General features: G+C 66.2%; 22 protein-coding genes. 9 read left to right on the top strand and 13 right to left on the bottom strand.

Going from position 1 to position 24480, the window contains the following annotated elements; genetic code table 11:
* The first annotated feature begins 247 nt into the window (after positions 1 to 247).
* From NL2_RS17500 to NL2_RS17460, 9 genes are all read left to right on the top strand, one after another.
* Positions 248 to 430, top strand: a complete 183-nt coding sequence (locus tag NL2_RS17500; protein WP_068077125.1) for a Flp family type IVb pilin — start codon at positions 248 to 250, stop codon at positions 428 to 430.
* Positions 431 to 560: 130 nt separating this feature from the next.
* Positions 561 to 1343 carry a succinate dehydrogenase iron-sulfur subunit gene (locus NL2_RS17495; protein ID WP_068077123.1) on the top strand — a complete coding sequence of 261 codons (783 nt, stop codon included), beginning with the start codon at positions 561 to 563 and terminating at the stop codon, positions 1341 to 1343.
* 23 nt (positions 1344 to 1366) lie between these two features.
* Positions 1367 to 1825 carry a PaaI family thioesterase gene (locus NL2_RS17490; RefSeq protein WP_068077121.1) on the top strand — a complete coding sequence of 153 codons (459 nt, stop codon included), beginning with the start codon at positions 1367 to 1369 and terminating at the stop codon, positions 1823 to 1825.
* A complete protein-coding gene (gene zapE, locus NL2_RS17485) occupies positions 1822 to 2943 on the top strand; it encodes a cell division protein ZapE (protein WP_068077120.1) in 1122 nt (373 codons plus the stop codon). The genes NL2_RS17490 and zapE overlap by 4 nt, the downstream gene beginning before the upstream one ends.
* Positions 2943 to 3677, top strand: coding sequence for a hypothetical protein (locus NL2_RS17480; RefSeq protein ID WP_068077119.1), 735 nt, complete (start codon positions 2943 to 2945; stop codon positions 3675 to 3677). The genes zapE and NL2_RS17480 overlap by 1 nt, the downstream gene beginning before the upstream one ends.
* Positions 3678 to 3701: 24 nt before the next feature.
* Complete coding sequence (locus tag NL2_RS17475; protein ID WP_157083229.1) at positions 3702 to 4484, top strand: COG4705 family protein; 783 nt, start codon at positions 3702 to 3704, stop codon at positions 4482 to 4484.
* Positions 4481 to 4801: a heavy metal-binding domain-containing protein gene (locus NL2_RS17470; protein ID WP_068077117.1), complete on the top strand. Its 321-nt coding sequence runs from the start codon at positions 4481 to 4483 to the stop codon at positions 4799 to 4801. Before NL2_RS17475 ends, NL2_RS17470 begins: the two co-directional genes overlap by 4 nt.
* Entirely contained in the window at positions 4798 to 5121 is a 324-nt protein-coding gene (locus NL2_RS17465; RefSeq protein ID WP_068077115.1) for a hypothetical protein, read from the top strand. Before NL2_RS17470 ends, NL2_RS17465 begins: the two co-directional genes overlap by 4 nt.
* 84 nt (positions 5122 to 5205) lie before the next feature.
* Entirely contained in the window at positions 5206 to 5901 is a 696-nt protein-coding gene (locus NL2_RS17460; protein ID WP_068077113.1) for a pirin family protein, read from the top strand.
* 333 nt (positions 5902 to 6234) lie between these two features.
* Here the strand turns inward: NL2_RS17460 and NL2_RS21680 are convergent, their stop codons facing one another.
* From NL2_RS21680 to NL2_RS17395, 13 genes are all read right to left on the bottom strand, one after another.
* Positions 6235 to 8460, bottom strand: a complete 2226-nt coding sequence (locus tag NL2_RS21680; protein WP_245647743.1) for an EAL domain-containing protein — start codon at positions 8458 to 8460, stop codon at positions 6235 to 6237.
* A gap of 174 nt (positions 8461 to 8634) precedes the next feature.
* Complete coding sequence (locus NL2_RS17450) at positions 8635 to 10524, bottom strand: XrtA/PEP-CTERM system amidotransferase (protein ID WP_068077111.1); 1890 nt, start codon at positions 10522 to 10524, stop codon at positions 8635 to 8637.
* A 10-nt stretch (positions 10525 to 10534) separates the two neighbouring features.
* Positions 10535 to 12079, bottom strand: coding sequence for an exosortase A (xrtA, locus tag NL2_RS17445; RefSeq protein WP_369405472.1), 1545 nt, complete (start codon positions 12077 to 12079; stop codon positions 10535 to 10537).
* Positions 12080 to 12089: 10 nt separating this feature from the next.
* The gene (locus NL2_RS17440) at positions 12090 to 13316 is read right to left on the bottom strand and encodes a TIGR03087 family PEP-CTERM/XrtA system glycosyltransferase (RefSeq protein ID WP_068077107.1); all 1227 of its coding nucleotides are present in this window, start codon (positions 13314 to 13316) and stop codon (positions 12090 to 12092) included.
* Positions 13313 to 14377: a FemAB family XrtA/PEP-CTERM system-associated protein gene (locus NL2_RS17435; protein ID WP_068077105.1), complete on the bottom strand. Its 1065-nt coding sequence runs from the start codon at positions 14375 to 14377 to the stop codon at positions 13313 to 13315. Before NL2_RS17435 ends, NL2_RS17440 begins: the two co-directional genes overlap by 4 nt.
* Entirely contained in the window at positions 14374 to 15240 is an 867-nt protein-coding gene (locus tag NL2_RS17430) for an XrtA system polysaccharide deacetylase (RefSeq protein ID WP_068077103.1), read from the bottom strand. The genes NL2_RS17435 and NL2_RS17430 overlap by 4 nt, the downstream gene beginning before the upstream one ends.
* Positions 15241 to 15280: 40 nt before the next feature.
* Positions 15281 to 16516, bottom strand: a complete 1236-nt coding sequence (locus NL2_RS17425) for an XrtA/PEP-CTERM system-associated ATPase (RefSeq protein WP_068077101.1) — start codon at positions 16514 to 16516, stop codon at positions 15281 to 15283.
* Positions 16517 to 16552: 36 nt separating this feature from the next.
* Complete coding sequence (locus NL2_RS17420; protein WP_068077099.1) at positions 16553 to 18277, bottom strand: hypothetical protein; 1725 nt, start codon at positions 18275 to 18277, stop codon at positions 16553 to 16555.
* Positions 18274 to 19284 carry a P-loop NTPase family protein gene (locus NL2_RS17415; RefSeq protein ID WP_068077097.1) on the bottom strand — a complete coding sequence of 337 codons (1011 nt, stop codon included), beginning with the start codon at positions 19282 to 19284 and terminating at the stop codon, positions 18274 to 18276. The genes NL2_RS17420 and NL2_RS17415 overlap by 4 nt, the downstream gene beginning before the upstream one ends.
* Before the next feature lie 13 nt (positions 19285 to 19297).
* Positions 19298 to 20824, bottom strand: a complete 1527-nt coding sequence (locus NL2_RS17410; protein WP_068077095.1) for an XrtA system polysaccharide chain length determinant — start codon at positions 20822 to 20824, stop codon at positions 19298 to 19300.
* 41 nt (positions 20825 to 20865) lie between these two features.
* Positions 20866 to 21513 (bottom strand): XrtA/PEP-CTERM system exopolysaccharide export protein, encoded by a 648-nt coding sequence (locus tag NL2_RS17405; protein WP_068077093.1) that lies wholly within the window; start codon positions 21511 to 21513, stop codon positions 20866 to 20868.
* 188 nt (positions 21514 to 21701) lie between these two features.
* The gene (locus NL2_RS17400) at positions 21702 to 22928 is read right to left on the bottom strand and encodes a pyridoxal-dependent decarboxylase, exosortase A system-associated (protein ID WP_068077091.1); all 1227 of its coding nucleotides are present in this window, start codon (positions 22926 to 22928) and stop codon (positions 21702 to 21704) included.
* Complete coding sequence (locus NL2_RS17395) at positions 22925 to 24454, bottom strand: acyl-CoA ligase (AMP-forming), exosortase A system-associated (RefSeq protein ID WP_068077089.1); 1530 nt, start codon at positions 24452 to 24454, stop codon at positions 22925 to 22927. Before NL2_RS17395 ends, NL2_RS17400 begins: the two co-directional genes overlap by 4 nt.
* Between the last annotated feature and the right edge of the window lie 26 nt (positions 24455 to 24480).

Here is a 24480-nt window from a genome sequence, read left to right as displayed (position 1 = left end):
CGGGTCAGATGGATAATGCTTCGGACGGCCATCTCTAACTTTTTGCCGACTTTGGTTCGTTCCTGAAACTGCTGGTGGGCGGAAGTTTAGGCTTCCGCCCATTTTCATGTCCGCCCCGCTATTTCCGCGCCTTGCCACCAGTTCAGCCCTTAACCGTCCGTTAGTGCCAGCCGCGTATGACCAGCCTACTCGCGCGCCTTGGGGGATCTGGGTGACTGGCGGGGGCGAAATAATCCGGAGTGCGAAGATGACGTTCCTCAAGAAATTCCTGGCCGACGAAGCCGGCGCGACTGCCATCGAATACGGCCTTATCGCGGCACTGGTGGCCGTAGCCGGAATCACGACCATGGGCGCGCTGGGCAATTCGCTGTCGAGCACGTTCAATCTCGTCTCCGGGCAGATGAACAACGCATCGGACGGCCATCTCTGACATTTCTGCGGCCGGAATCGCGCCCGACGGCGACGATCCGGCCGTTGCCCTGCCTTTGCGCGCTTGCCCCGCGCGGCGGTTTCGCTAAGAACGAATCCGACGAACGCGACACGCGGCTCAGGGGCAGATCATGGCGACCTTTACGCTTCCCAAGAACAGCAAGATCACCGGCAAGGCCCGCCATCATGCGGCGGGCAGCGGCGCCAAGGTCAAGAAGTTCAAGGTCTATCGCTACGATCCCGACAGCGGCGACAATCCGCGTTACGACACGTTCGATATCGATCTGGACGCGTGCGGGCCGATGGTGCTCGACGCGCTGATCAAGATGAAGTCCGAACAGGACCCTACCCTCACCTTCCGCCGGTCATGCCGCGAAGGCATCTGCGGGTCGTGCGCGATGAACATGAACGGGCGCAACGGCCTGGCCTGCACCACCGCGATCGAGGATCTGTCGGGCGACATCCGCATCACCCCGCTGCCGCACATGGAAGTGATCAAGGACCTCGTCCCCGATTTCACGCACTTCTACGCGCAATACGCTTCGATCCGCCCTTGGCTGCAGACGGTCACGCCCACGCCCTCGGGCAAGGAACGCCTGCAAAGCCCGGCCCAGCGCGAAAAGCTGGATGGCCTCTACGAATGCATCCTGTGCGCCTGCTGCTCGACCAGCTGCCCCAGCTACTGGTGGAATTCGGACAAGTTCCTCGGCCCCGCCATCCTGCTGCAGGCCTACCGCTGGCTGGCCGACAGCCGCGACGAGATGACCGGCGAACGGCTCGACGATCTTGAGGATCCGTTCCGGCTCTATCGCTGCCACACGATCATGAACTGCGCCAACGTCTGCCCCAAGGGCCTGTCGCCGGCGCGCGCGATCGCGGAAATCAAGAAGATGACCGCCGAACGGCTGGTCTGACCAGCGCGACCTGACAGGTTACGGTGACTGATCCACGCCCCGGGTTCGTGAGCAATCCGGACCCGGCAAACCCCGGCTGGCTGACCTGGCACCTCAGCGACTCCAGCCGGTTCAACGCGCAGATCCTGGGCAAGATGCTGGTCCGGCTGGACGATGACGGTCGCGCCCGCACCCGCATGTTTCCCGAACGGCGCCATACCAACCTGATGGACAACCTGCATGGCGGCACGATCCTTTCGCTGATCGACGTATCGCTGTTCGCCGGTTCGCGCCTGTTCGGACTGATCGAGGCGGGGACTTCGGTCACGCTCGACCTGTCGGTGCAGTTTCTCGGTGCGGGCCAGCCCGATCGGCCGATCGATGCGGTGGTCGAACTGCTCAAGGAAACGCGCCGCCTGCTGTTCCTGCGCGGGCTGGTCGAACAGGACGACGAGCGTATCGCCGCCTTTTCCGGCACCATCCGCAAGCCGACGGCACGATGACCTCGGTCGCGCAGCGTTATGCGGAGCTTGTGGCGGCTGGCGAGTTGCGCCCCGATCCCGAACAGGCCGCCGCCGCAGCCCGACTGGACCTGCTGCAACGCGAACTGGAATCCCCGCCCAAGCCTGCCGGCCTGCTGGGCCGCCTGCTCGGGCGCGCTGCGGCACCCGAGTCCCCGCGCGGGGTCTATATGTGGGGCGGCGTTGGACGCGGCAAGTCCATGCTGATGGACCTGTTCCACGATTGCCTGAACCTGCCCGCCAAGCGCCGCGCGCACTTCCACGAATTCATGATCGAGGTCCACGCCCGCCTGCGCGAGGAGCGCAAGAAGGAAAGTGGCGATCCGGTCCTGCCGGTCGCCGCCGAACTGGCGCGCGAAGTGCGCGTGCTGGCGTTCGATGAAATGGTCGTCAACAACAGCGCCGATGCGATGATCATGAGCCGGCTGTTCACCGCGCTGATCGTCGAGGGCGGGGTCACGATCGTCACCACATCCAACCGCGCGCCATCGCAGCTGTACAAGGATGGCCTCAACCGCGAGCATTTCCTGCCGTTCATCGCGCTGATCGAAAGTCGGCTCGACGTACTGCCCCTCAACGGCCCGACCGACTACCGGCTGGAGCGCCTGCAAGGCGTGGGCACGTGGCACGTTCCCAATGGCGCCGAGGCGACCGAGGCCGTCCGCGAAGCCTTCTTCCGCCTGACCGATTACCCGCCCGAAGACAGCGAACACGTGCCTGCCGCCGAACTCGACGTGGGCGGCGGACGGCTGCTGCATGTTCCCAAAAGCCTGAAGGGCGTGGCTGTGTTCAGCTTCAAGCGATTGTGCGGCGAGGCGCGTGGCGCGTCCGATTACCTGGCGATCGCGCGCCATTACCACACCGTGATCCTGGTCGGCATCCCGCAGCTGGGCAAGGACATGCGTAATGAAGCGGCACGGTTCGTGACGCTGATCGACGCGCTGTACGAACACAAGGTCAAGCTCATCATCAGCGCCGATGCACTGCCGGCGCAGCTTTATGAGGAAGGCGACGGGCGCTTTGAATTCGACCGTACGATCAGCCGCCTGATGGAAATGCAGAGCCAGGATTATCTCGCACTCGGCCACGGCGACGCGTGATGCGACGGATCGTCGCGGCGGGGTTGCTGCTGGCAGGCAGCCTGTGGCCGGTCGCGGCGCTGGCCGGGCCGCCGTTCGAAACCGACGATCCGCAACCGACCGATACCGGACACTGGGAAATCTACGGCTTCGCCGCGACCGAAGGCGTCGGCGTTGAAAACCAGACGCGCACCGGGTTCGACCTCAATTACGGCCCCCTGCCCGACGTTCAGCTGACCGCCACCCTGCCGCTGGAATTCGACCGCGACGATCAGGGCCAGACCACCCGCGGCGTGGGCGATGTTGAACTGGGCGTGAAACTGCGCCTGCTGCATCAGGACAAGGGCGGCATCGACCTGGCAATCTTCCCGCGCGCGATCCTGCCCTCCTCCGGGCACCGGTTCGGATCGGGCAAGGTCGCGGCGCTGCTGCCGGTCTGGGCGCAGCGTGATTTCGGCAGTTGGTCGGTGTTCGGCGGCGGCGGCTATGCGATCAACCCGGGCGCGGGCAACCGCGATTACTGGAGCGGCGGTATCGCGGTGACGCACGACGTGACGTCGAACATCCTGCTGGGGATCGAAGCCCAACGGCAGGGCAGCGACACGCAGGGCGGCGTCGGTTCGACCCTGCTGGGCCTTGGCGGGATCGTCAAGCTGGGCGAACCGTTCTCGCTGTTGTTCGCCGGTGGTCCGCGCCTGCCCGATCACGGGACTGTCGCGTATCACGGCTACGCCGCCATCGGCGTCAATTTCTAGACAGGACCGCGACACGATATGGACATGAACGCATCCGCCATCGCGCGCACCGCCAGCAAGGTCCCGGCAGTCACGCTGGGGTTCTGGGCGATCAAGATCCTCGCCACCACGCTGGGCGAGACCGGCGGCGATACGCTGTCGATGACGTATGATCTGGGTTATCTGGTCAGCAGCGCGATCTTCGTCGTGCCGCTGATCCTGCTGGTGGCGGCGCAGATCCGCGCGCGCGGTTTTCATCCCGCGCTCTACTGGGCGACGATCATCGCATCGACGACCGCAGGAACCACGATCGCCGACTTCGCCACGCGCTCGATGGGCATCGGCTACACCGGCGGTTCGGCGCTGCTGCTGGCGCTCGTTCTGCTCAGCCTGGCGGTGTGGCACCGCACGATGGGCACGATCTCGGTGGAACGCATTGCCAGCCCCAAGGCGGAAGCGTTCTACTGGACCACGATCACGTTTTCGCAAACGCTGGGAACGGCGCTGGGCGACTGGGCGGCAGATGATGGCGGCCTGGGCTACCTTGGTGGCGCGCTGCTGTTCGGCGGCGTGCTGGGCGTGCTGGCGCTGCTGTGGTTCGCCACGTCCACCAACAAGGTCGCACTGTTCTGGGCCGCGTTCATCCTGACCCGGCCGCTGGGCGCCACCGTGGGCGATTTCCTCGACAAGCCGCTGGCCAAAGGTGGGCTCGATTTCAGCCGCCCGGTGGCGTCGGCGGTTCTGGTGGTTGCCATCGTCGTGCTGATATGGCTCATTCCGCAACGCGCCGGCTCGCATCCGAGCAACGCCACGGGGAGAATGCAATGATCGTAGCGACAACCGAGAACGTGGCCGGGCACCGTACCGTCGAAACGATCGGCCAGGTGTTCGGCGTCGTCGTCCGAAGCCGTGGGCTGGGCGGCAACATTGTCGCCGGACTGCGCTCGATCATCGGCGGCGAGATCAAAGAATACACCTCGCTGGTCGAGGACACGCGGCGTCACGCGATCGATCGGCTCTCAACGAATGCCAGGCTGATGGGCGCCGACGCCGTCGTGATGATGCGTTTCGATTCCGGCTCGATCGGCCAGACGATGAACGAAGTCGTCGCCTACGGTACTGCGGTGAAGCTGGCACCGCAATGACCGGTACCGCGCGCGCGATCGCCCTGGCTTTCGCCGCGTTGCTGGCCGTGGGCGGACTGGCGTTGTTTTCCATGCACGACGGCGGCGGGATCGGGCTACTGATCATGGCGGCGCTGATCACGAGCGGAGTGGTGTTCGAGCGTCGTTACAAACGGCCGGGCACGCTCAGCAGCGGGCAGGCCGGATCGGTCGGGCAATGGCAACCCACCGGCGAACGCTTCATCGACGACGAAAGCGGCGAACCCGTCGAAGTCTGGTCCGACCCGTTGACGGGCGAGCGCCGCTACGAGCCGATCGGCCGCCTGCCGCATCAGCCGTGAAACGGCACCAGCCTTGAATTGCGCCGATCAGGCCCCATTTGATGGGCATTCCGGCGGCAACACCCCGCCGATGTGGACTTTCCCATGATCGATATTCGTCCGTTCGCCGGCCTCGGCCATGCCGATCACGGCTGGCTCGATGCACGCCACCATTTCAGCTTTGCCGATTACCGCGACCCTGCCCGCATGGGCTGGGGATCGATCCGCGTCTGGAACGACGACACCATCGGGCCGCGCAGCGGTTTTCCGCCGCATCCGCACCGCGACATGGAGATCGTGACGTTCGTGCGCAGCGGCGCGATCACACATCGCGACAGCCTTGGCAATGAAGGCCGGACCGGTGCGGGCGACGTCCAGGTGATGAGCGCCGGCACCGGCATCACCCATGCCGAATTCAATCTGGAACCCGATGCCACGACGCTGTTCCAGATCTGGATCATGCCCGATCGCAATGGCGAACAGCCAAGCTGGGGCCAGCGCGAGTTCCCAAGCGCAGACCGTGCCGGACGCTGGGTCACGCTGGCGGCGGGCGACGGGCAAGGCGAAGTCCTGCCGTTGCGTGCCGATGCGCGGGTCATGGCCGCGCGCATCGCCCATGGCGAAAAGCTGGCGCTGACCATCGATCCGGCGCGCCACATTTATCTGGTTTCACAAGTCGGCGCGATCCTCGTCAACGGGATACCGGCCGCTGCGCGCGATGGCGTTGCGATCACCGGCGAAGACCGGATCGAGATCCACGCGGTCGATGACGCCGAAATCGTCCTCGTGGATGCCCGCTGACGCCATTTGATGAAGTTCGCGGACGGATTGGACGCGATCCGTGGGTCGATCCGCAGCAAGATCACTTGGCAAGCGGCTGAAGTGCCAAGAAAAAGGGTTCGCAAAGCGAACTTTGCGAACCCAATTTCTGGAAGTGCCGACGCTTGAGGTTAACGAAGGTTCTTGCGACCCTATCGATGCCTAGACGCCATCAAACTACGGTTACCGGAATTGCCGACACCCGCAGTTTCAGCAAATTAGCTCAGTTAATGAGCCACTTCCAAATCGACCAACCACCATTCATATGAACCTCCATCAACAATGGAGGCTGATGATTAACACCGGGTTAAGCGGTTAACAATCCTTAAATGTTGCCAAATTGGTTAGTTGGTCACCTTGTGCCAAATCGAGATAATGCGACCTAAACTGTGCAAAAGTCTGCGGTCTGCCGAGAAAATAGCCCTGCCCGAAGTCGCAACCCATGGACCGCAGCATCTCGAACGTGTCATTGTCTTCGATCCCTTCGGCGACCACTGTTTGACCCAGCGCGTGGGCCAGTCCGATGGTGCTGGAAACGATCTGCCGGTTGCGCAAACTGGTGGTGATCGCCGAAACGAATCGCCGGTCGAGCTTGAGTTCATCGCTGGGCAATTCGGCCAGATACGACAGGCTCGCCTCGCCTGTGCCGAAGTCGTCGATCGACAACCGAAACCCCATGGTGCGCAGCAGCGCCAGGTTCTGTCGTGCCGCCGGGCGGTTGTGAACGCTGGACGTTTCAGTCACCTCGATCGTCAGCAGCCGGCAATCGATCCCCCGGCGTCGCACGATCTCGCTGATACTGCTGACCAGTGACGGCTTGTCGACCATCTGCGCGGACAGGTTGATGCTCATCTGGAACCGCAAGCCCAGCGAGTTCAGTTCCTCGGCGCTGGTAATGGCGTTTTCGAGCACCCAGTAGGTCAGCGTGTCGATCCGCCCGGCGCGCTCGGCCTGGAGGATGAAGGCATCCGGCTGGATGGGGCCGCGGGTCGGGTGGTTCCAGCGGATGAGCGCTTCCGCGCCGTAAATGCGGTTGTCGCGATAATCCCACTGCGGCTGATACGCCAGCCAGATGTCGCCGTTGCGCAGACCTTCGTCGATCCGGGCATGGAGCGACAGTTCCCATGGCGCTTCGGCGAGACGCTTCGCTTCGAAATGTTCGACCGAGCGCCCGTGCTTGAGCGCTTCGTTCGCGCTGGCCAACGCGCTGTTCACGCGGGTCATCGCATCGAGCCCTTCGTTGCGATCCAAGCCGAAGTGGACGTTGGTGTCGAACGTATGGTCGCCGACCTGGAGCGGGGCCGAAAACAGCGCACGCAGGCCTTCGAGATGATTGAGCTGGGTATCGAGCGGTCGCGCCTCGTCGCTCCAGGCGAAATGGCCGGCGTCGTCATGGAAAATCTGGGCGCAGCCCGATCCGACCGACAGCCGCCGTGCTATCTGTATCGCGCATTCGCCATGCAGCGGGGCCGGCAGCGTGGTCAGAAATTCCTCGTACCGGCCAACCGTCGCCACGACGATATCCCGCCCGGCATCGAGGCGCTGCTCCGTGAGCGCGCGCAAGTTGGGCAGGCCAGAGGCGCTGGTGTGCTGCAGGCGCCGTCGCCACCGTTGCCACAGCTTGGCTGCTCCGAAAAAGGCGCATTCGGCAAGTCCGGGACCGGTCAGCGTGATGATGCCCAGCACGTTGAATACGGCGGGCATCACCGTGACCGACAGGATGGCCAGGACGTACCAGCCGATTTTTACGCTGCGGCGGCGTGTCGACAAGGCAGAATGTGCCAATAGGGTGAATACAAGCAGTTCAAGTGACCACTTGAAATCGACCGAGAATGGCCGTCTTGCGCCCTGTGCACCGGCAATATCCAGCGCATAAGGCGCCAATCTGCCTTGCCCGAAATAACCAAGTTTCACCGCTTCGGGATTTACGTTGGAAATAAACACCGTGCGCCCGGTCAATAGTCCGGGCGCGAAGTTGCCATCGAGCATGTTGTCGATGCCGATTGTCCGCAGCGTTGTCGGATCGACGGCAAAATCGGGAGAATATTTCGATTTTCTGCGCGGCGTCGTTCCTGCCAGCGCCACCCCGGTTGTAGGATAGGTTTTGCCATCGACAGTCACCGTCCCCGGCGCGCCGGTAGCGTAGTAGAACAGGTTCGAATCCCAGGCAGCAACGGCGACATCCGCATCGCCGATGATCCGGCGGCTGGGAATATCGACCGATTTGCCGTCGAACTGGTCCGGGCGATCCGACCGGGCGAATATCGTGATGTCCCTGCCAAAATCCTTGATGACGCTCGCCAGCGCGCGGTCGCCCTGCGGATCGACCCCGGCCCGTATCCGGGTATCGAGTATCACGCGGCTGGGCACCTGCCGCTTTATGGCTTCGAGCAGCCTCGCCTGATCGGCGGTCGAGCGGAGCGAACCGTTGCCGCTGGTCGCAGAGCCATCGAATGTGACCACGACAATCGACTGCGGAGCCTCATCATGGGCTCCGAATTTGAACCGCGTATTCCAGTAGATGTGATCAAGCGGATCCATCAGCCCCGTGAGGCCGCAAAGCACCGCGAATAGCAACGCGAGATTCAAGGGCTTGCTGAGAAAGGTTCGCATGGTTCCGGCACACTCGTTCGAAACCGATTTAGTCCGATTTGGTTTAGATTACCTTACCTTGCTTAACGATCATCAACCAATCGGGCATCAACCAATCCGGCATCAACCAATCCGGCCCAGCGACTTGTCGAGCATGAGCAGCTGCCACAGCAGGCGGCTGTGATCGGCCCGGCCAGCGATATGCGCTTCGGCCAGCGGCCGGATCGCATCGGGGCGAAACCAGCCGGTGCGCGCCAGGGCCCCGCCTTCGCCGATGGACCGCGCCTGTTCGGCCAGCGCCCCGCGAAACCACGCCGCGATCGGCGTGACGAAGCCCATCTTCGGCCGGTACAGCACGTCTTCGGGCAAATAGCGGCGCATGACCTCTTTCATCAGCCACTTGCCGGTGGTGCCCCTGATCCGCATGGCTTCGGGCAGACTGGCACCGAACTCGACCAGACGGTGGTCCAGCAGCGGTTCCCTCGCCTCGAGGCTGACCGCCATGCTGGTGCGATCGACTTTGGTCAGGATGTCGCCGGGCAGGTAGAACTTCAGGTCGGCATATTGCGCGCGATCGAGCCCGCTGCGTGCAGGCGCGTTGCGCATCAGGTCGATGAACGGCTGCTCGGCCCGGTAATCTGAGCGCAGTCGCAGGAAATCGGGCGTGTATAACGCTTCGCGCAGTTCCGGCCGGGTCACCGACAGCGCGTGGGCATAGCCCTCCTCGCCCGAGCGGGCCATGCTGAGCAGGGTGGCCTTGGCGCGCAGCGGGCGCGGTGCCCAGTCGGCCTTGGGGTACAGTCGCCCGGCGGCACCGAACAGCGGCCCGCGCAACGCTTGCGGCAAAAAGCGGCGCGCCTGTTCCTCGCGCATCTGGAACGCCTGACGCCGATAGCCGCCGAAAATCTCGTCCGCGCCGTCACCCGAAAGCGCCACCGTCACATGTTCGCGCGCCAGTTCGCACACGCGCAGCATCGGCAGCGCGCTGGCATCGGCGAACGGCTCGTCGAAAATGTCGGCCAGCCGGTCGGCCAGCGAGAAATCGTCGGTCGAAACGGTGCGCGACCAGTGCTCGGTGTCGTAACGCTGGGCGATGGCGCTGGCGTAGCTGCTTTCGTCGTAGGCGGCGACATCGAAGCCGATGCTGCAGGTCTTGACCCGGTCGCGGCTGGCCTCGGCCATCAGCGCGACGACGCTGGAACTATCGACCCCGCCGGACAGGAACGCGCCCAGCGGCACGTCGGCCAGCATCCGCGAAGACACCGCTTCGCGCAGGCGGTGCAGCAAGTGGGCGCCAAGGTCTTCGACCGAACCTTTCTGGCGTTCGGCAAACGAGACATCCCACCATTGGACCGGTGGTGGCGGTGGTGCGTCGTGGCGCAGCAGGCGGTAATGGCCGGCGGGCAGCTTGTCCACGCCACTCAAAATCGCGCGATGGTCGGGCACGAAGCCCCAGGCGAGATAGTCCTCGACCGCCAGCGGATCGATGTCGCGGCGCAGCAGCGGGTGCGCCAGCAGCTGTTTCAGTTCCGAGCCGAACACCACGCCGCCGTCGGACAGCGTCGCCATGTGCAGCGGCTTCACCCCCAGCCGGTCGCGCGCCAAAAGCAGCGTCTTCTGGCGCAGATCGTACAGCGCAAACGCGAACATGCCGTGCAGGCGCGGCAGGCAATCCACACCCCAATGCTGCCACGCGGCAAGGATGACCTCGCCATCGCCGTCGGTATGGAACGTTGCGCCAAGGTCCTGCAATTCGCGCCGCAATTCGCGGAAATTGTAGATCTCGCCGTTGAACACCAGCATCGCCTGGCCATCGGACGACGCCATCGGTTGCGGCGATCCGGCAAGGTCGATGATCGCAAGGCGGCGGAACCCCAGTCCCACGCCTGGCGCGGTCCACACCCCCTGCCCATCGGGGCCGCGATGCACGATCGCGTCGCACATCCGCTCGATCCGCGCAGGATCGACCGGCTTGAGTCCGGCCGTATGAAAAATGCCTGCTATCCCGCACATGATCCGCGCCCTACCGGTTGCTGCCGAGCCGGTCCATCCATCGCGCGACGGGACCGGTGGACTGAAGAAATGCAGCGATGGCGGCCGCCGCCGGTGCGCCCGGTCGCTCTTCGGCCGAGACGATCAGCGTCGACGTCGGCCGGGCCTGCAGCAGCAGCCGGTCGCGCATCGTCGCCAGCTTCAGCTTGGCGTTGCTGCCGGTGAGCAGCGCTCCGCTGTGGTAGAACGTCACCGCGATCCGGCTGACTGGCCCCGGCGCCTGGATACGATCGCTTACCGCGCCCGGCACTGCCGGGCCGGGCGAGGTCCACGCCCAGCGCCCGCCCAGCGGCACCGCGCCCTGCCCGAAGCCGCCCGCCTCGCTGCCTTCGTCCTGCCGGGCGTAAAGCGCGTAAGACACGTCGACCAGTTGCCCTTGCGGCCCGCGATAGCGACCGAGCAGGCGGTGATCCGCCCCGCCGTGAAGCGGTTGCCACGGGTAGGCCGGGGCATAGTTCACCTGGCTCCACCCGGCCACATCAGCGAGAAATATCTGGCTGGGCAGCGGCGCCCTGAGGCGGTCCTCGCTGTCGCCCCAGGTGATCGCGGCAATGACGATCGCGACCAGGCCCGCCATCGCAGCAGGGCCGCCCAAACCGAATGACGTCAAACGGTCGAGAACCGGCGAGGCCGACAGGCGGGCCGCGTCGATCATCGGGTCATCGACCGCGCGATCGAAGAACCTCCAGCCGATCGCCATCACCACGGCCATCACGATCGCGAAGAATACCCAGCCGTAGAAGATGTGATCGAAGCCCGAGGCAAACGCGATCCCGCGATACTGGGCGATGAAGATCGTACCCCAGGCGCGAACCCCATTGGCCAGGATCGGCACCAGGAAGCACAGCGCCATGAACCCGATCCGGCGCGGCCACGTGCGAAAACAGACGTTGGCGACCAGCGCCCCATAGGCGATCATCGCGATCAGGAATTTCACGCCCGAGCAGGCTTCCGCCACTTCGAAATAACCGGCGGGGGTGGTGATGAACACGCCATCGATGCTGGCCTTGACGTGCGACCAGCCGAGCAGGTTCATCGTCAGCCGCGCGGTGACGGTCTGCAGTCCGGGGATCAGTTCGTCGCCTGCCGGAACTAGAAACAACATGTAGAACAGCGGGAACAGCAGCCCGGCGGATACCCGCACGCCCAGCAACGTCAGCACAACGCCCTGCAACATCGCCACCACCGCCAGCTGGCGTGCCAGCGACAGCCCGGCAAAGTCGCCCAGCACCCACAGGAAAGCGGCTCCCGCGAACCAGACCAGCCCGGGCCACCAGATCGCAGGAGCCAGTTGCGCCAGTTGCCGCCAGCGCTGGACGACCAGCCAACCGATGATCGGCGGGATCAGCAGGACGTGGTTGTAGGTCGAACTGTTCCACCACTGGTCCACCATGTCGCGCCAATCGCTGGCGAAGGCGATCAGGAGTCCAAGCCACGTTATACCGACCAGCATCAGCGGCTTGTGCCAAGCCTGCGGGATGGCCGACCGCCAGCCCGAGCCGCGATCGTCGGTCAAGGCCAATGTGTCAGGCCGCATCGCGCCGCGCCCTGCGGTCCTGACCGACGAGATCGGACAAGGGCTCAAGCACGCTGGCCCAGCTGCGATGGGCGATGACAAAGCGACGCCCGGCAACACCCATCGCCGACGCCCGCTCGACATGGCCGAGCAGATCGATAGCACGCTCAGCCAGCGGCGCTGCCCCGTCGGCAATCGCGAGTTCGACCCCGTCGACCGCGCCGATCCCCGTCGCCGCCGCGCTGGTCACCAGCACCGGGCGCGCCATCGCCATCGCTTCGAGCACCTTGTTCTGGACGCCGCGCGCGATCTCGAGCGGGGCGACCACCAGATCCGCCGCCGCGAGCCAGGGCCGGACATCGGGGACCGCGCCGGCCACGCTGGTTCCGTTGACGCCTTCGAGCGCACGGACCGAGGCTGCGGGCGAGCGGCCCACGATGTGAAACCCCGCTTGCGGAAAAGCCGCGCGCACCAGCGGCATGACTTGCGTGGCAAAGCTTTCGACGGCGGCGATGTTGGGCGGATAGTCCATCTGCCCGGTGAACACGATCTGTGGCCCGCCCTTGAGCAGCTCGGGGGCCGCCGCGATTCCGGCAGGATCGAAATATCCCGCATCGATGCCGTTGCCGATCGCCAGCACGTCGCGCCGCAGCGGCGCCTCCAGCCGGCTTTCGAACAGCGCCACTTCCTCAGGGGTGACGAACAGGCTGGCATCGACCGAGCCCGCCACGCGTTCCTCGAACCGGCGCAGCAGCCGCGCCTCGCGTGCATAGAGCGCCTTGTAGGGCTGCATCGATCGGGCGGCATACGCATCGAATTTGGCCGAATCGACGTCGACGAAATCCATCACGATCCGTCCGCCGAAATGGCGCGGCAGGTACTGCGCCATCTGGCCCGAGAACACGAAGATCGTCGAGATCGGGCGCGTTGCCAGCACGTGATCGATGTAGCGCGCCAGTTTCGACGATGCGAACGCCGGGAGGCTAACCGGGCGATGGAGCGCCAGCGCCTGCAGGGCGGCGAGCGGCACCGGCCGGCTGCGCCGCACCAGGCAATGGCTGGCGGCGGTGTGCGCCAGTTCGGGTTCCTGCAGGCCATCGGCATCGTCGTCGGCGAAACAGGCCACGTGCACCGGCGCGAGCGCGGCCAGCCGTTTCAGGAAATGGTGCGAGCGGATCTTGTCGCCCCGGTCGGGCGGAAACGGGATGCGATGCCCGATGAACAGGATCTCGCTCATGCCAGGCCGTTGGCGATCAGCGGCCCGATCCGGTTGGCAAGGCTCAGCGGCAGGCGCTGCCACGCGGCGATCTTGGCGCGATAGCGCGGGCTCAGCGGGTTGACGTCGCGTGGCTCGGCCCCGCTGGCGGTCCAGCTGGCATAGGCGAGCGGCTGCGATTCGAACCCCCAGTTGCGCTTGAAGTGGAAGGCGCCGCTGCCCGTCTTGGAACGACCGAAATCGAAGCGATCGCAGCCGCGCCCGCGCGCGTGGTTCATCAGCGCGTAGTACATCACGTCGTTGGCGCGCAGGTGGCGGGCGGCGTACGTGCCCCCGCCCCAGTACGGCATCACCGCCCCGCGATGGTACAGGCTCAGCACGCTGGCGACGGGTTCGCCGGCGGATAGCACCGTCAGGATATCGGCATCGTCGCCGAAACCATCGAGCACCGCGTCGAACAGCGCGCGCGGGAACACCGGCGTGCCCAAATTGCGCACCGATTCGGCATAGACCGCGTGGTGCATCGCGCGGTCGTCTGCTGATTGCCCGATCCGGACCTCAAGCCCGTTGCCCAGCCCGCGCCGCACTTCGGCGCGCTGCTTGCGCGGGATGGCAAGCAACTGCGCGTCATCGTCCGCCGCGAGCGGGGATACGAACCCGGCGTGGCTCTCGCGCTTGACGTGCCAGCCTTCACGTTCGGGCAGGACGCCGCCGCGCAGTTCCACCGTCGGGCAGCACAGCCGCACCGCCAGTTCGCGCGCAGCATCGATCAGCATGTCGGCCGCAGCACGATCATCCGACAGGACGCCGCCATCGACGGCGAACCCGCTCGATACCAGCGCACGTCCGAACAGGGATGAGTGAACCGCATGCATCGGCAGCAGGCCAACGATCCGCGCGCCCTTTTCCGCCACCAGCACATGCGTGCGGTGGCCGGTCGCGGTCTCGACCGCGTCGAGCCATTCGAACCGATGGAACGGCGTGGCCCGATCTGCATCGGCCAGAAAGCGGACGATCGCGCCCCGATCGCCCGGATCGACGAGACGCACGGTCGTGCGCATATCGACGAACGGCGCGTTCATGTGACGGACGCCGCTTCGCGCAGCGCGATCTCGTCCATCCGGCCCCAGCGGAAGTCGCCGATAAGCTGGCGCAACTTGCCGGCCATGCCAGACAGGTTGGTGTAGTGCCGCAGCCGCGACCGCAGCGGCGCGTGCGCCACGCGCGGCTGATCGGGATCGATCTCCCACGGGTGGAAGTAGAACACGGCCGGGCGTTCGTCGCGGCTGTTGACCTGGTGGATGGCCCAGCGCGACAGCGCATAGGGCAGCACGCGGAAGAATCCACCGCCGCCCGCCGCGAGCCGACGACCGGCAAACTCTGCGGTCGTCACCGGAATTTCGATCAGGTCGGCACCCGCAACCGGGCGGAACGCGAACCGCGGCGCTTCCCGCCAGCCGTAATGGTCATGGACGATCGGGGCGACGCTCGACGAATAAAGATAGCCCTGCTCGGCCAGCACTTCGTGGGCCCATGGCGTGCGCGCGTCGATCGAAAAGCTCGGCGCGCGATAGCCGCGCACGCTGGCACCGGTGATGTCCTCGAGCACGGCGCGGGTCCGCTGCAAGTCCTCACCGAAGGCCTTGGCCCCGAGCGTGAACACGCGGGCGTGGTCCCAGCCGTGGCTGGCGATTTCGTGGCCTTGCGCGGCAATGCGCCGCATCATCGCGGGATACCGCTGCGCCACCCAGCCCAGCGTGAAGAACGTGCCGACCACGTCGGCGTCATCGAACATCGCCAGGATGGCATCGCAATTGCGCTCGACGCGCGAATCGCATGCCTCCCAGTCCCCGCGATCGATGACGTTCTCGAACGCGCCGACCTGGAACCAGTCCTCGACGTCGACCGAAAGGCCATTCAGCGTTTTCTCGGCAGAGCCGGGCATGGAACGTAACCTCGGGTCGGAAGGAAGGCGGCAGACGTCGTCAGGCAGCGGCGCGATGCGGATCTTCGCCTTCGATCCATTCGATCAGCATCGTCAGCGTGTGGCGGATGGTCTGTTCCTGTTCGCGCGACTGCGCCTCGAGCGCGGTGATGCGGCGAGCCGCTTCGGCCAGCGCATCGATGATCTCGTCGTCGGACGGGCGGCCTTCACCGGCAGGCGACGGGGCCGCCGACGGGGCCGGCCGCATCTCGGCCAGTTCGATCACTGCCTGTTGCAGTTCGGCGATCTGCTCGTCGCGGCTGGCCAGAACGGCTTCGATCTTGGCAAAGTCGATCTGCTCGGCAGCAGCCGGGGGGGCGGGTAGCGGGGTCGGAGCCAGTTCGTCCTGACCGAAGGCATCGGCGGACACCGGCGCCACGGGTCGGGCCAGCGCGGCCGCCTGCACCGGCGCGGGCAGCGCACCATCACGGCCCAGATCGGCCATCACCGCCTTGAACATGGTGACATCGATCTGCTTGCGCTGCTCGACCGCGCCCATCAGCAGCAGGCGGTTGACGATCTGGTTGACCCGGCGCGGGATCGCACCACTGGCCTTGTCCAGCTCGGCATAGACACGCGGTTCGAATTCGGGGTTGTGACCGTCCCAGCCCACGCGGGCGAGGCGATGTTCGATGTAGGGCCCGATCTCGGCGGCATCCATCGCTTCGAGATGGTGCGTCGCGATCACGCGCTGGCGCAACTGCTCCAGATCCGGCGAATTCTGCAGCGTCTCGCGGAATTCGGGCTGGCCGAGCAGCAGGATCTGCAACAGCGGATGCGCGCCGAGCTGGAAGTTGGACAGCATCCGCAGTTCTTCGAGCGCCGCGATCGACAGGTTCTGCGATTCATCGACGACCAGCAGCGTGCGGCGTCCGGCGCGCGCCTCGTCCTGGAGGAAGCGTTCGATCGCACCCAGCGCCGAAGCCTTGTCGTTGGCGGCCACATCGATGCCGAACGCGTGCGCGGCGACATGCACGATCTCGCCGGCATCCAGCTTGCTGGTGACGATCTGCGCTGCCGTCAGCCGGTCGCGGTCGATCGTGGCCATCAGGTGCGCGGCCAGCGTGCTCTTGCCCGCGCCGACTTCCCCGGTGATGACGATGAAGCCCTCACCTTGCGCCAGACCATAGCCGAGGTACGACAGCGCCTTGCGGTGCGTCGCGGTCTCGAAATAGAAATCCGGATCGGGGGTCAGCTGGAACGGGCGTCCGCTCAGGCCATAGAATTCATCGTACATCGCAGCCACTCCACAGGGCTCAGAAGAACATCAGGCTCAGAAGTTGTACCGCAGGCCGACCTGGCCTTCGGCGATCCATTCGTCCGGCGTCAACTTGCGGTTGATCCCGTCGATCCCGACCCCGGCTGACGCGACCAACCGGTCGGTCAGGTTGCGGAAGTACGAGGCGTTGGCACCGATCGCGGTAGCATCGCCTGAAGACGAAAGCCCGCTCTGGTACCAGTTGGCATAGACGGCTGCGGCAAAGCGCGAACTGCGATCGATCGATCCGCCCAGCGAGGCATCGACGTAGTAGGTCTGGTCGGTCACGCCGTTGGCCACCGCCAGCACCGTGCCGGGCGCCGCGATGTACTTGCGGTTGTCATACCCCGCGCCGATCCCTGCCTGCCACCGTCCGATGGTGTGGACGTAGCTGGCGCTGACCCCGCGCGAGCGGAACACCGAGGACGAGACCGAGGCCAGCGCGTTGTTGACGCAACCCCCGCCGCTCGCGCCGGTGACGCAACCGCTGATGTCGCCATTGAACGGGTTGCGCGATACCTGGAAGTCGGTCGGCAGGTCGCGCAGCGCGCGGCCCACCTGGCTGCCGAAGCCCGAGATGCTGTCATAGACCGAGACGTTGAGCGCGCTGCGTTCATTGGGCGCGTAGGAGAACGAGCCGTAATAGCTGGTCGAACCGTAACGGCGGCCGACGTAAGCCGCCAGTTCGGTGCGGCGGCTCGGACGCCAGATTACCCCGGCATCCCAGATCAGTCCCTTGACGTCGTAGGCGATGCGGCGCGGCGTAGACTTGTCGGTCACGAACCGGCCGTCGGCGCCCAGCACCGGCGCGCCGGTGGCATCGCGCAGCGCATCGCGCGACGAGACCTTGACCTTCTCGTAACCGACGCCGGCCACGAGCGCGAGATCGGAGGTGACCGGCAGGGTTGCCTCGCCCGAAGCGTGGAAGTCTTCCGCGCGCTGGTCGAGGTTGGAGATGTCTTCGCGGTTGTAGCCGACCGATGCCGCCAGCCCGACCGGCAGCACGGTGCCGGGCCGGGTCGTGGCCGAAAGCTGCGCGGCGTGCGCGATCGAGTGATCGAACACGTCGACCGCCGGTTGACCGGGCGCCAGCCGCACCGAATGCGGAGCTTCGACTTTGGTGTAGCCGGCCATGTATGAACCGTTGATGCCGACATCGCCGACATGCGTCGACAGCGCCGGCCCGGCATAGACCGAGTAGATCTGGCTCACCGCATCGCCGGTGGCGAGCGGGTTGAGGCTGGTCGCGCCGCTGGCTTCGACGCGTGTGCGCGTGGCCAGGCCGCCGGCCTCGATCGACAGCGTGTGCGGCACCAGGTCGTGCTTGACGCGGGCGATGCCCGAGACGGTATCGCCGCTCAGCACGTTGCCGCTTTCGCGGATGCGGCGCTCATAGCGCAGCGAGACCGAGCCTTGCGTGTACTGCCCGTTGATCGCCGCATCGATCCCGGCCGCAACCGTGCTGTAGGTCAGCACTTCGTGGCCCGGTGACAGTTCGGCGGCGACGTTCTGGGTGACTTCGAGATAAGGCACGATGGTCGTGCGGCCACCCGACGTGCCCACGCGCCGGCCATGACCGTGCGTGGACGCGGGCGCGCGGGCGTCCTGCGATGCGCCATCGGAACCGCCATCAACGTCCTGATAGTCCATCTGCTGGGCCAGCGCGGGCATCGCGACGAACGCGAGCAAGCTGACCCCGGCAAGTGCGCCGCGGCGCGCGAATGTGCGAATGATGCTCATTCCTTGTATCCATAATACGAGCCGAAGCGCCGCCCGGTCGGCGAAAACTTCGTGCAGTTGAGCAGGAGCTTGATGTCCTCACATCCGGAAAGCAGGTTCAAGGCATCACGCAGCGCCGCCTCTCCGGTGCGGTCTGCGCGTACGATCATCACCGCCTGGCCGACGTGCATCGCCAGTTCCGATGCCGGCGACGCGGCCAGGGCCGGCGGGGAATCGAAGATCACGATGCGGCTGGGCGCATGCTGGGTCAGCCGGTCGAGCACGCTGGCAGTGCGCGATGATGCCACGAATTCGGTATCCGATCCGGTCGAGTTGCCCGCAGGCAGTACGAACAGTCCGGGAATGTCGGTGCCCAGGATGCAATCCTCCACCGGCAGCGACGGATCGGCCAGCGCATCCATCAGGCCGGGGCCGCCAGGCAGGCCCAGCGCGGACAGCACGCTCGGCTTGGCGAAGTCGGCATCGACCAGCAGGACCTCGTTGTCCTTTTCCGCCGCGATCGACAGCGCGAGGTTGACCGCGCAGAACGTCTTGCCCTCACCCGGCAGCGCCGAGCAGACGAGGATGCGCTCGCCGTGCGGGGCGCCGATGCCCTGGCGCGATTCGGATGCCGTCAGCAGCAGCTGCCGCTTCACGATGCGGAATTCCTCGAGCAGTCCGGTGACCGGGCCATCGGGCTCGATCAGGCATTGCTCGCGCAAGTGGCGGCGATCGATGTGGTGGTAGTGGCCGGCGAACTGCTTGACCGGAGCCGTCGGAACCGCCTGGACTGGCGGCGCGACCGGCGCGGCGACCGGTGCAATCGCGGCAGGCGGCGGCTGCGCCGGGGCTGCGGAGGGCGCTGATACAGGCGCTGCGACGGGCGCAACTTCAGGGGCCGCGCGCGGCTTGACCGGCGCATCGGGCAGCGCCGGGCGGCGCAGCGTGTTCCAGTCGAACGCGCCCGAAGCGCGCTCGATCAGCGACGGGCCGGACGGCGGCACCGGGATCTTGCTCTGGTCGGTCATTTGCCCCGCCCCCTCACGCGACCATGCCGCGTTTCATGAATTCAACCGCCAGCAGCAGCACGAACACCGCGACCAAGCCCGCCATCGCGCCGGCAAACCACTTGAGCTGGCGCAGGCGCTGGGCGCGCACGGCGCGGGTCAGCGACTGCGAGATCGAGCCGAGCACCGGCAATCCGGTGGCGCGTTCCAGCGTGCCGGTGGTGGCGAACGTCGAGCGCATCTGGCCCATCGCGAAGGCCGCACCGCCGCCCGCGCCCAGGCCGATGATCAGCACCAGCGTCAGCAGGACCGGGCGATCGGGCGCAATCGGCGCGCGCGGGGTGCTCGGCGGATCGATCACCTCGAACTTCACGCCATCGCGCTCGTTCTCGACCTGGCCACGCAGGCGAAGCGCCTCGCGGTCGCGCAGCATCTTGTCGTAGCCTTCCTTAAGCACGTCGTAGTCGCGGTTGATCCGCGCGGCTTCGGCGGCCAGACCGGGCTGGCTGTATTGCTTGCCGTCCAGATCGGCGATTTCGCCCTGCAGCGAGGCCTTGCGCGACTGCAGCGAGACGACGCTGGCGGCGCGATCCGCCTTGATCGATTCGAGCGAGCTGTAAGCCGGATTGGGCGTGCCGGAGACCGTGTGCGGGCCTTCCGCCGCTACCTGCCGCGTCAGGGCAGCGATCTGGTTCTTCAGCGCGATGACGTCCGGGTGATCGTCGGTCAGGCCGCGTGCGCGCGCCGTCGAAAGATCGGATTGTATCTGCGCCAGCGCCCCGCGCGCGCCGCCGGCCGCACCGGCCACCGCGATGGTCTGCGGTGTGCCCGACAGCTGCCCGCCGATCGAGGCCAGCGCGCTTTGGGCCGCCAGCAGGTCTGAGTCGACGCTGCGCAGTTCCGAGCGCGCCGATTCGAGCCGGCTCGACAGCGAGCCCGTGCCCGGCATCATGTCGGCATTCTTGGCCTCGAATGCCTGGCGCTTCTGCTCGGCGGCTTCGAGGTCCTTTTGCCGGTCGGCCAGCTGCTGGTCCATGAAGGTCAGCGTGTTGGTCATCTCGCCGCGTCCGCCCGCGAGGTTTTCCTCGCGGAAGATGTCGATCATCTTCTGCACGATATCCTGCGCCAGCTTGGCGTTCTGGAGGTCGGACAAGCCGCCACCGCTCGACTGCGCGCTGATCTCGAACAAGTTGTCCTGCTGGCTGACGACCTTGATCGCCTTGCCCACGTCGATGACCATCGCTTCCATCTGCTTGTCGGTGGTCACCTGATCGCCCAGCCGCGTACCGCGCACGACCTTTTCGAGATTGACCGAACTGGTCAGCGTCTGCCGCACGCGATCGATGTCGCGACGGCGGTCGCCCGCGCCGATGCCGATCTGCTCGGCCAGCACATCGTCGAGCTGGACGAAGATCCGCGCCTTGGATTCATAGCTGTTGGGCACCATCGCCACGGCCAGCCAGCCCAGCATGCACACCAGCCACGCCACCGCGATGGCCAGCCAGCGCCGCTGCCAGATGCCGTGCAATGCGATCCGCACTTCTTCGTAAATGGTGCTCATCGCGCCCGCCGTGCTCCCGTTCGTGCCAGTTGCCGTGTCACTCAGAACGAGCTTTCGGGGATGATGATGACGTCGCCGGGCATCAGCATGACGTTGGCCTTGCTCTCACCCTTGCGCAGCAGGTCGGACAGACGCAGCGCGAATTCCTTCTGCTTGCCCGCCTGCTTGTCGAAGCGGATCAGCCGCGCCTTGTTACCGGCCGCGAATTCGGACAGCCCGCCCACCGCGATCATCGCGTCGAGCAGCGTCATGTTGGCGCGGTAGGGGATCGAGGCCGGCTTGGCGGTGGCACCGACGATGCGCACCTGCTGGCTGAACGTGCCCGCGAACTTGTTGACGATGACCGAAACGATCGGCTCCTGGATGTACTGTGACAGCTGGAGCTTGATGTCTTCCGACAGCATCGACGGGGTCTTGCCCACCGCCGGCATGTCGGTGATCAGCGGCGTGGTGATGCGTCCGTCGGGGCGCACCTGCACGTTGGCGCCCAGTTCTGGATTGCGCCACACGAACACGGTCAGTTCGTCGAGCGGCCCGATCACGTAATCCTCGCCCGGACCTTCCTGCAGCGCCACAAACGATGCGGGCGGCAGTTCCGGCCCGCCGCCGGCCCCGGCGCACCCGGTCAGCGCCAGGCTGGCCATGGCGGTCCCGGCCAGGGTGCGGGCAAAACGCGAATTAACGGGCATCGGCTGGTCCTTCTTGCCTGCAAGGCTGGTTCCGGCCCCCTGCAGATGGGTCGGACACGCCTCACATTTCGCCGACCGCTATCGCCAAAAAGGGTGAAGATACCGTTAGCCTTGTCCCGCAATCGGACAGTGGGAAGCGCCGATTGCGGCCCGTCCCGCAGTGGGACAGGCTCCGGGCAAGGGATGAATCAGGCCAGGATTTCGGCCGCCGGCCCCTGCCCCAGGAACATCGCCGGGCTGGCCGTGGCGCCATAGGCACCGGCGCAGAAGATCGCCACGAGGTCTCCCACGTCGGCGCGCGGGAAGCCGCCCTTGTCGGCCAGCCGGTCGAGCGGGGTGCACAGGCAGCCGACGATGCTGGCCTCTTCAGTCACGTCCGCGCCGAATCGCGAGGCAATGGCGCTGGGATAGTTGCGGCGGATGACCGTGCCGAAGTTGCCGCTCGCCGCCAGCTGGTGATGCAACCCGCCGTCGGTGACGAGGAACACCTCGCCGTGGCTTTCCTTGCGATCGACGATCCGCGTCAGGTACACGCCAGCCTCACCGACCAGATACCGGCCCAGTTCGATGCAGAACCGCGTGTCCGCCAGCACCGGTGGCAGCGCGGCGAACCGCTCCGTCAGCGCCGCGCCGACCGCGTTCAGGTCCAGCGCCACGTCGCCGGGGAAATAGGGAATGCCGAACCCGCCGCCCAGGTTGCAGCGCGGGAGTGCCACGCCGCTTTCGTCGGCCAGTTCTGCGGCCAATTGCAGCGTCTGCGCCTGCGTTTCGGAAATGGCCGCCGCATCGAGCGCCTGGCTGCCAGCGAAAATGTGAAACCCGCGCCACTCCGCGCCCGCTGCCACGATCCGCCGAACCAGCGCGGGCACGCGCCCGGCATCGACGCCGAACGGCTTGGCTCCGCCGCCCATCTTCATGCCCGAGCCCTTGAGATCGAAATCGGGATTGACCCGCACCGCCAGCCGGGGCGTGATCCCCTGTCGCTCGGCAATCGCCAGCGCGCGGTTTGCCTCGCCTTCGGATTCGAGGTTGAGCGTCACGCCGCGCTCGAGGGCGGCGGTCAGTTCATCGTCGCGCTTGCCCGGCCCGGCGAAGCTGACCCGTTTCGGATCGATCCCGGCGGCCTCGACCAGCGCCAGTTCGCCGCCCGACGCGATGTCGAACCCATCGACCAGCGGCGCCATGTGGCGCAGCAGCGGATCGAACGGATTGGCCTTGACCGCATAGTGGATCGCCAGCCGATCGGGCATCGCGGCACGCAGTTGCGCAATGCGGGCATCGATCATCGCGGCGGAATAGACGAACAGCGGCGTCCGCCCCGCTTGCGCGACCAGCTCGCGCGCCTTGCGCCCGGCAATGGCCAGTTCGCCGTCGATCGGGGAAAATCCCGGTGGAATGGGGCCAAGCGGCTTCATGCAACAGTGTCCTTGGCAAGTTCTGCGGCGAGCGCGACGCGATCGAGCTTGCCGTTCGGCCCGACCGGCATCGCATCGCGCCAGTGAACCGCGCGCGGCACCATGAAGTTGGGCAGCGATCGTGCCAGCTCCGGCAGCAGCACGTCACGATCAGCTCCGGGCATGGCGCGGACCACGAGGTGGATCGCTGCGCCTAGCAGCGGATCAGGCAGGCCGATCGCGACCGCCTCGGCGACGAGACCGGTCGCGACTGCCGCATCCTCGACCTCCTGCGGGCTGACGCGGGTACCCGAGGTCTTGATCATCGCATCGCGCCGACCGACGAAGTGGAGCAGGCCCTCGGCATCGCGGCGCACCCGGTCGCCCGACCACACCGCGCTGCCGCCCATGTCCGAGAACGAGGGCGCAGGCTTGAACCGTTCGGCGGCGCGCGCTGCGTCCTGCCAATAGCCTTGCGCCACCAGCGGCCCGGCATGGACCAGCTCGCCTTCCTCGTCCGGCCCGGCCAGCGCCCCATCGTCAGCCACCACCATGACCTCGGCAAACGGGATCGCGCCGCCGATCGAAGTCGGGTGGGCATCGACCAGCGCCGGGTCGAGATAGGTCGAGCGAAACGCCTCGGTCAGCCCGTACATCGGATAGAGATCGGCCAGCGGAAAGGTCTCCCGCAACCGCCGGACCAGCGACACGGTCAGCGCGCCGCCGCTGTTGGTCAGCCGCTGCAGGCGTTGCGCCGCATCGTCGGGCCAGGCCTGCTCGACCAGCTGCAACCACAGCGGCGGCACGGCGGCCAGCGTGGTGATGCCGTGGCGACCGACCGCCTTCACCACATCGCGCGGCGTCAGGTAATCGAGCGGGGCGACGCCAGCCCCGGCGTACCAACTCGAAAGCAGCTGGTTCTGCCCGTAATCGAACGCCAGCGGCAGCACCGCCAGCACCCGGTCGTCCGGCGCAAGCTTGAGGTAATGCGCCACGCTGACGGCGCCGAGCCACAAGTTGGCATGGCTGAGCATCACGCCCTTGGGCTTGCCGGTCGATCCGCTGGTGTAGAGGATCGCGGCCAGATCGTGCGCCCCGCCGCTGCCCGGCTCGCGAACATCGCCAAGTGCTTCGGCATCGCGCCACGCCTGCGCTTCGTCGACCGGCCCCGCTGACGCGGCGTCGCCCGGCTCCAGCGTGGCCAGCCGCGCGGCATTGGCCATCAGCAGTGCGGCACCGCTGTCGGCGAGGATATGCGCGACTTGCGCCCGCTTGAGCAGCGGATTGACCGGCACATGCACCAGCCCGGCACGCACCGCCGCCAGCGGCATCAGGCAGGCCAGTTCGGACTTGGGCAGCCACGTCGCCACGCGCGCACCGCGTTCGAACCCTTGCGCGGCGAGCCAGCCCGCCAGCAGGCCTACACGTGCATTTAACTCCTCGAAGCTAAGCGTGCGGTCGCGCAGTATCAGCGCCGGGGCCCGTGGGGCACCGCGCAGGGCCAGATGGTCGAGCGGATAGGGCGTCGGATCGGGATCGGCAGGCACGCGGTTCTCGGAGTTGGAAACTGAAG

It is taken from the genome of Novosphingobium lentum NBRC 107847 (genome assembly GCF_001590965.1).
Taxonomy (GTDB): Bacteria; Pseudomonadota; Alphaproteobacteria; order Sphingomonadales; family Sphingomonadaceae; genus Novosphingobium; species Novosphingobium lentum.
This window is presented reverse-complemented; position numbering and strand designations above follow the sequence as displayed.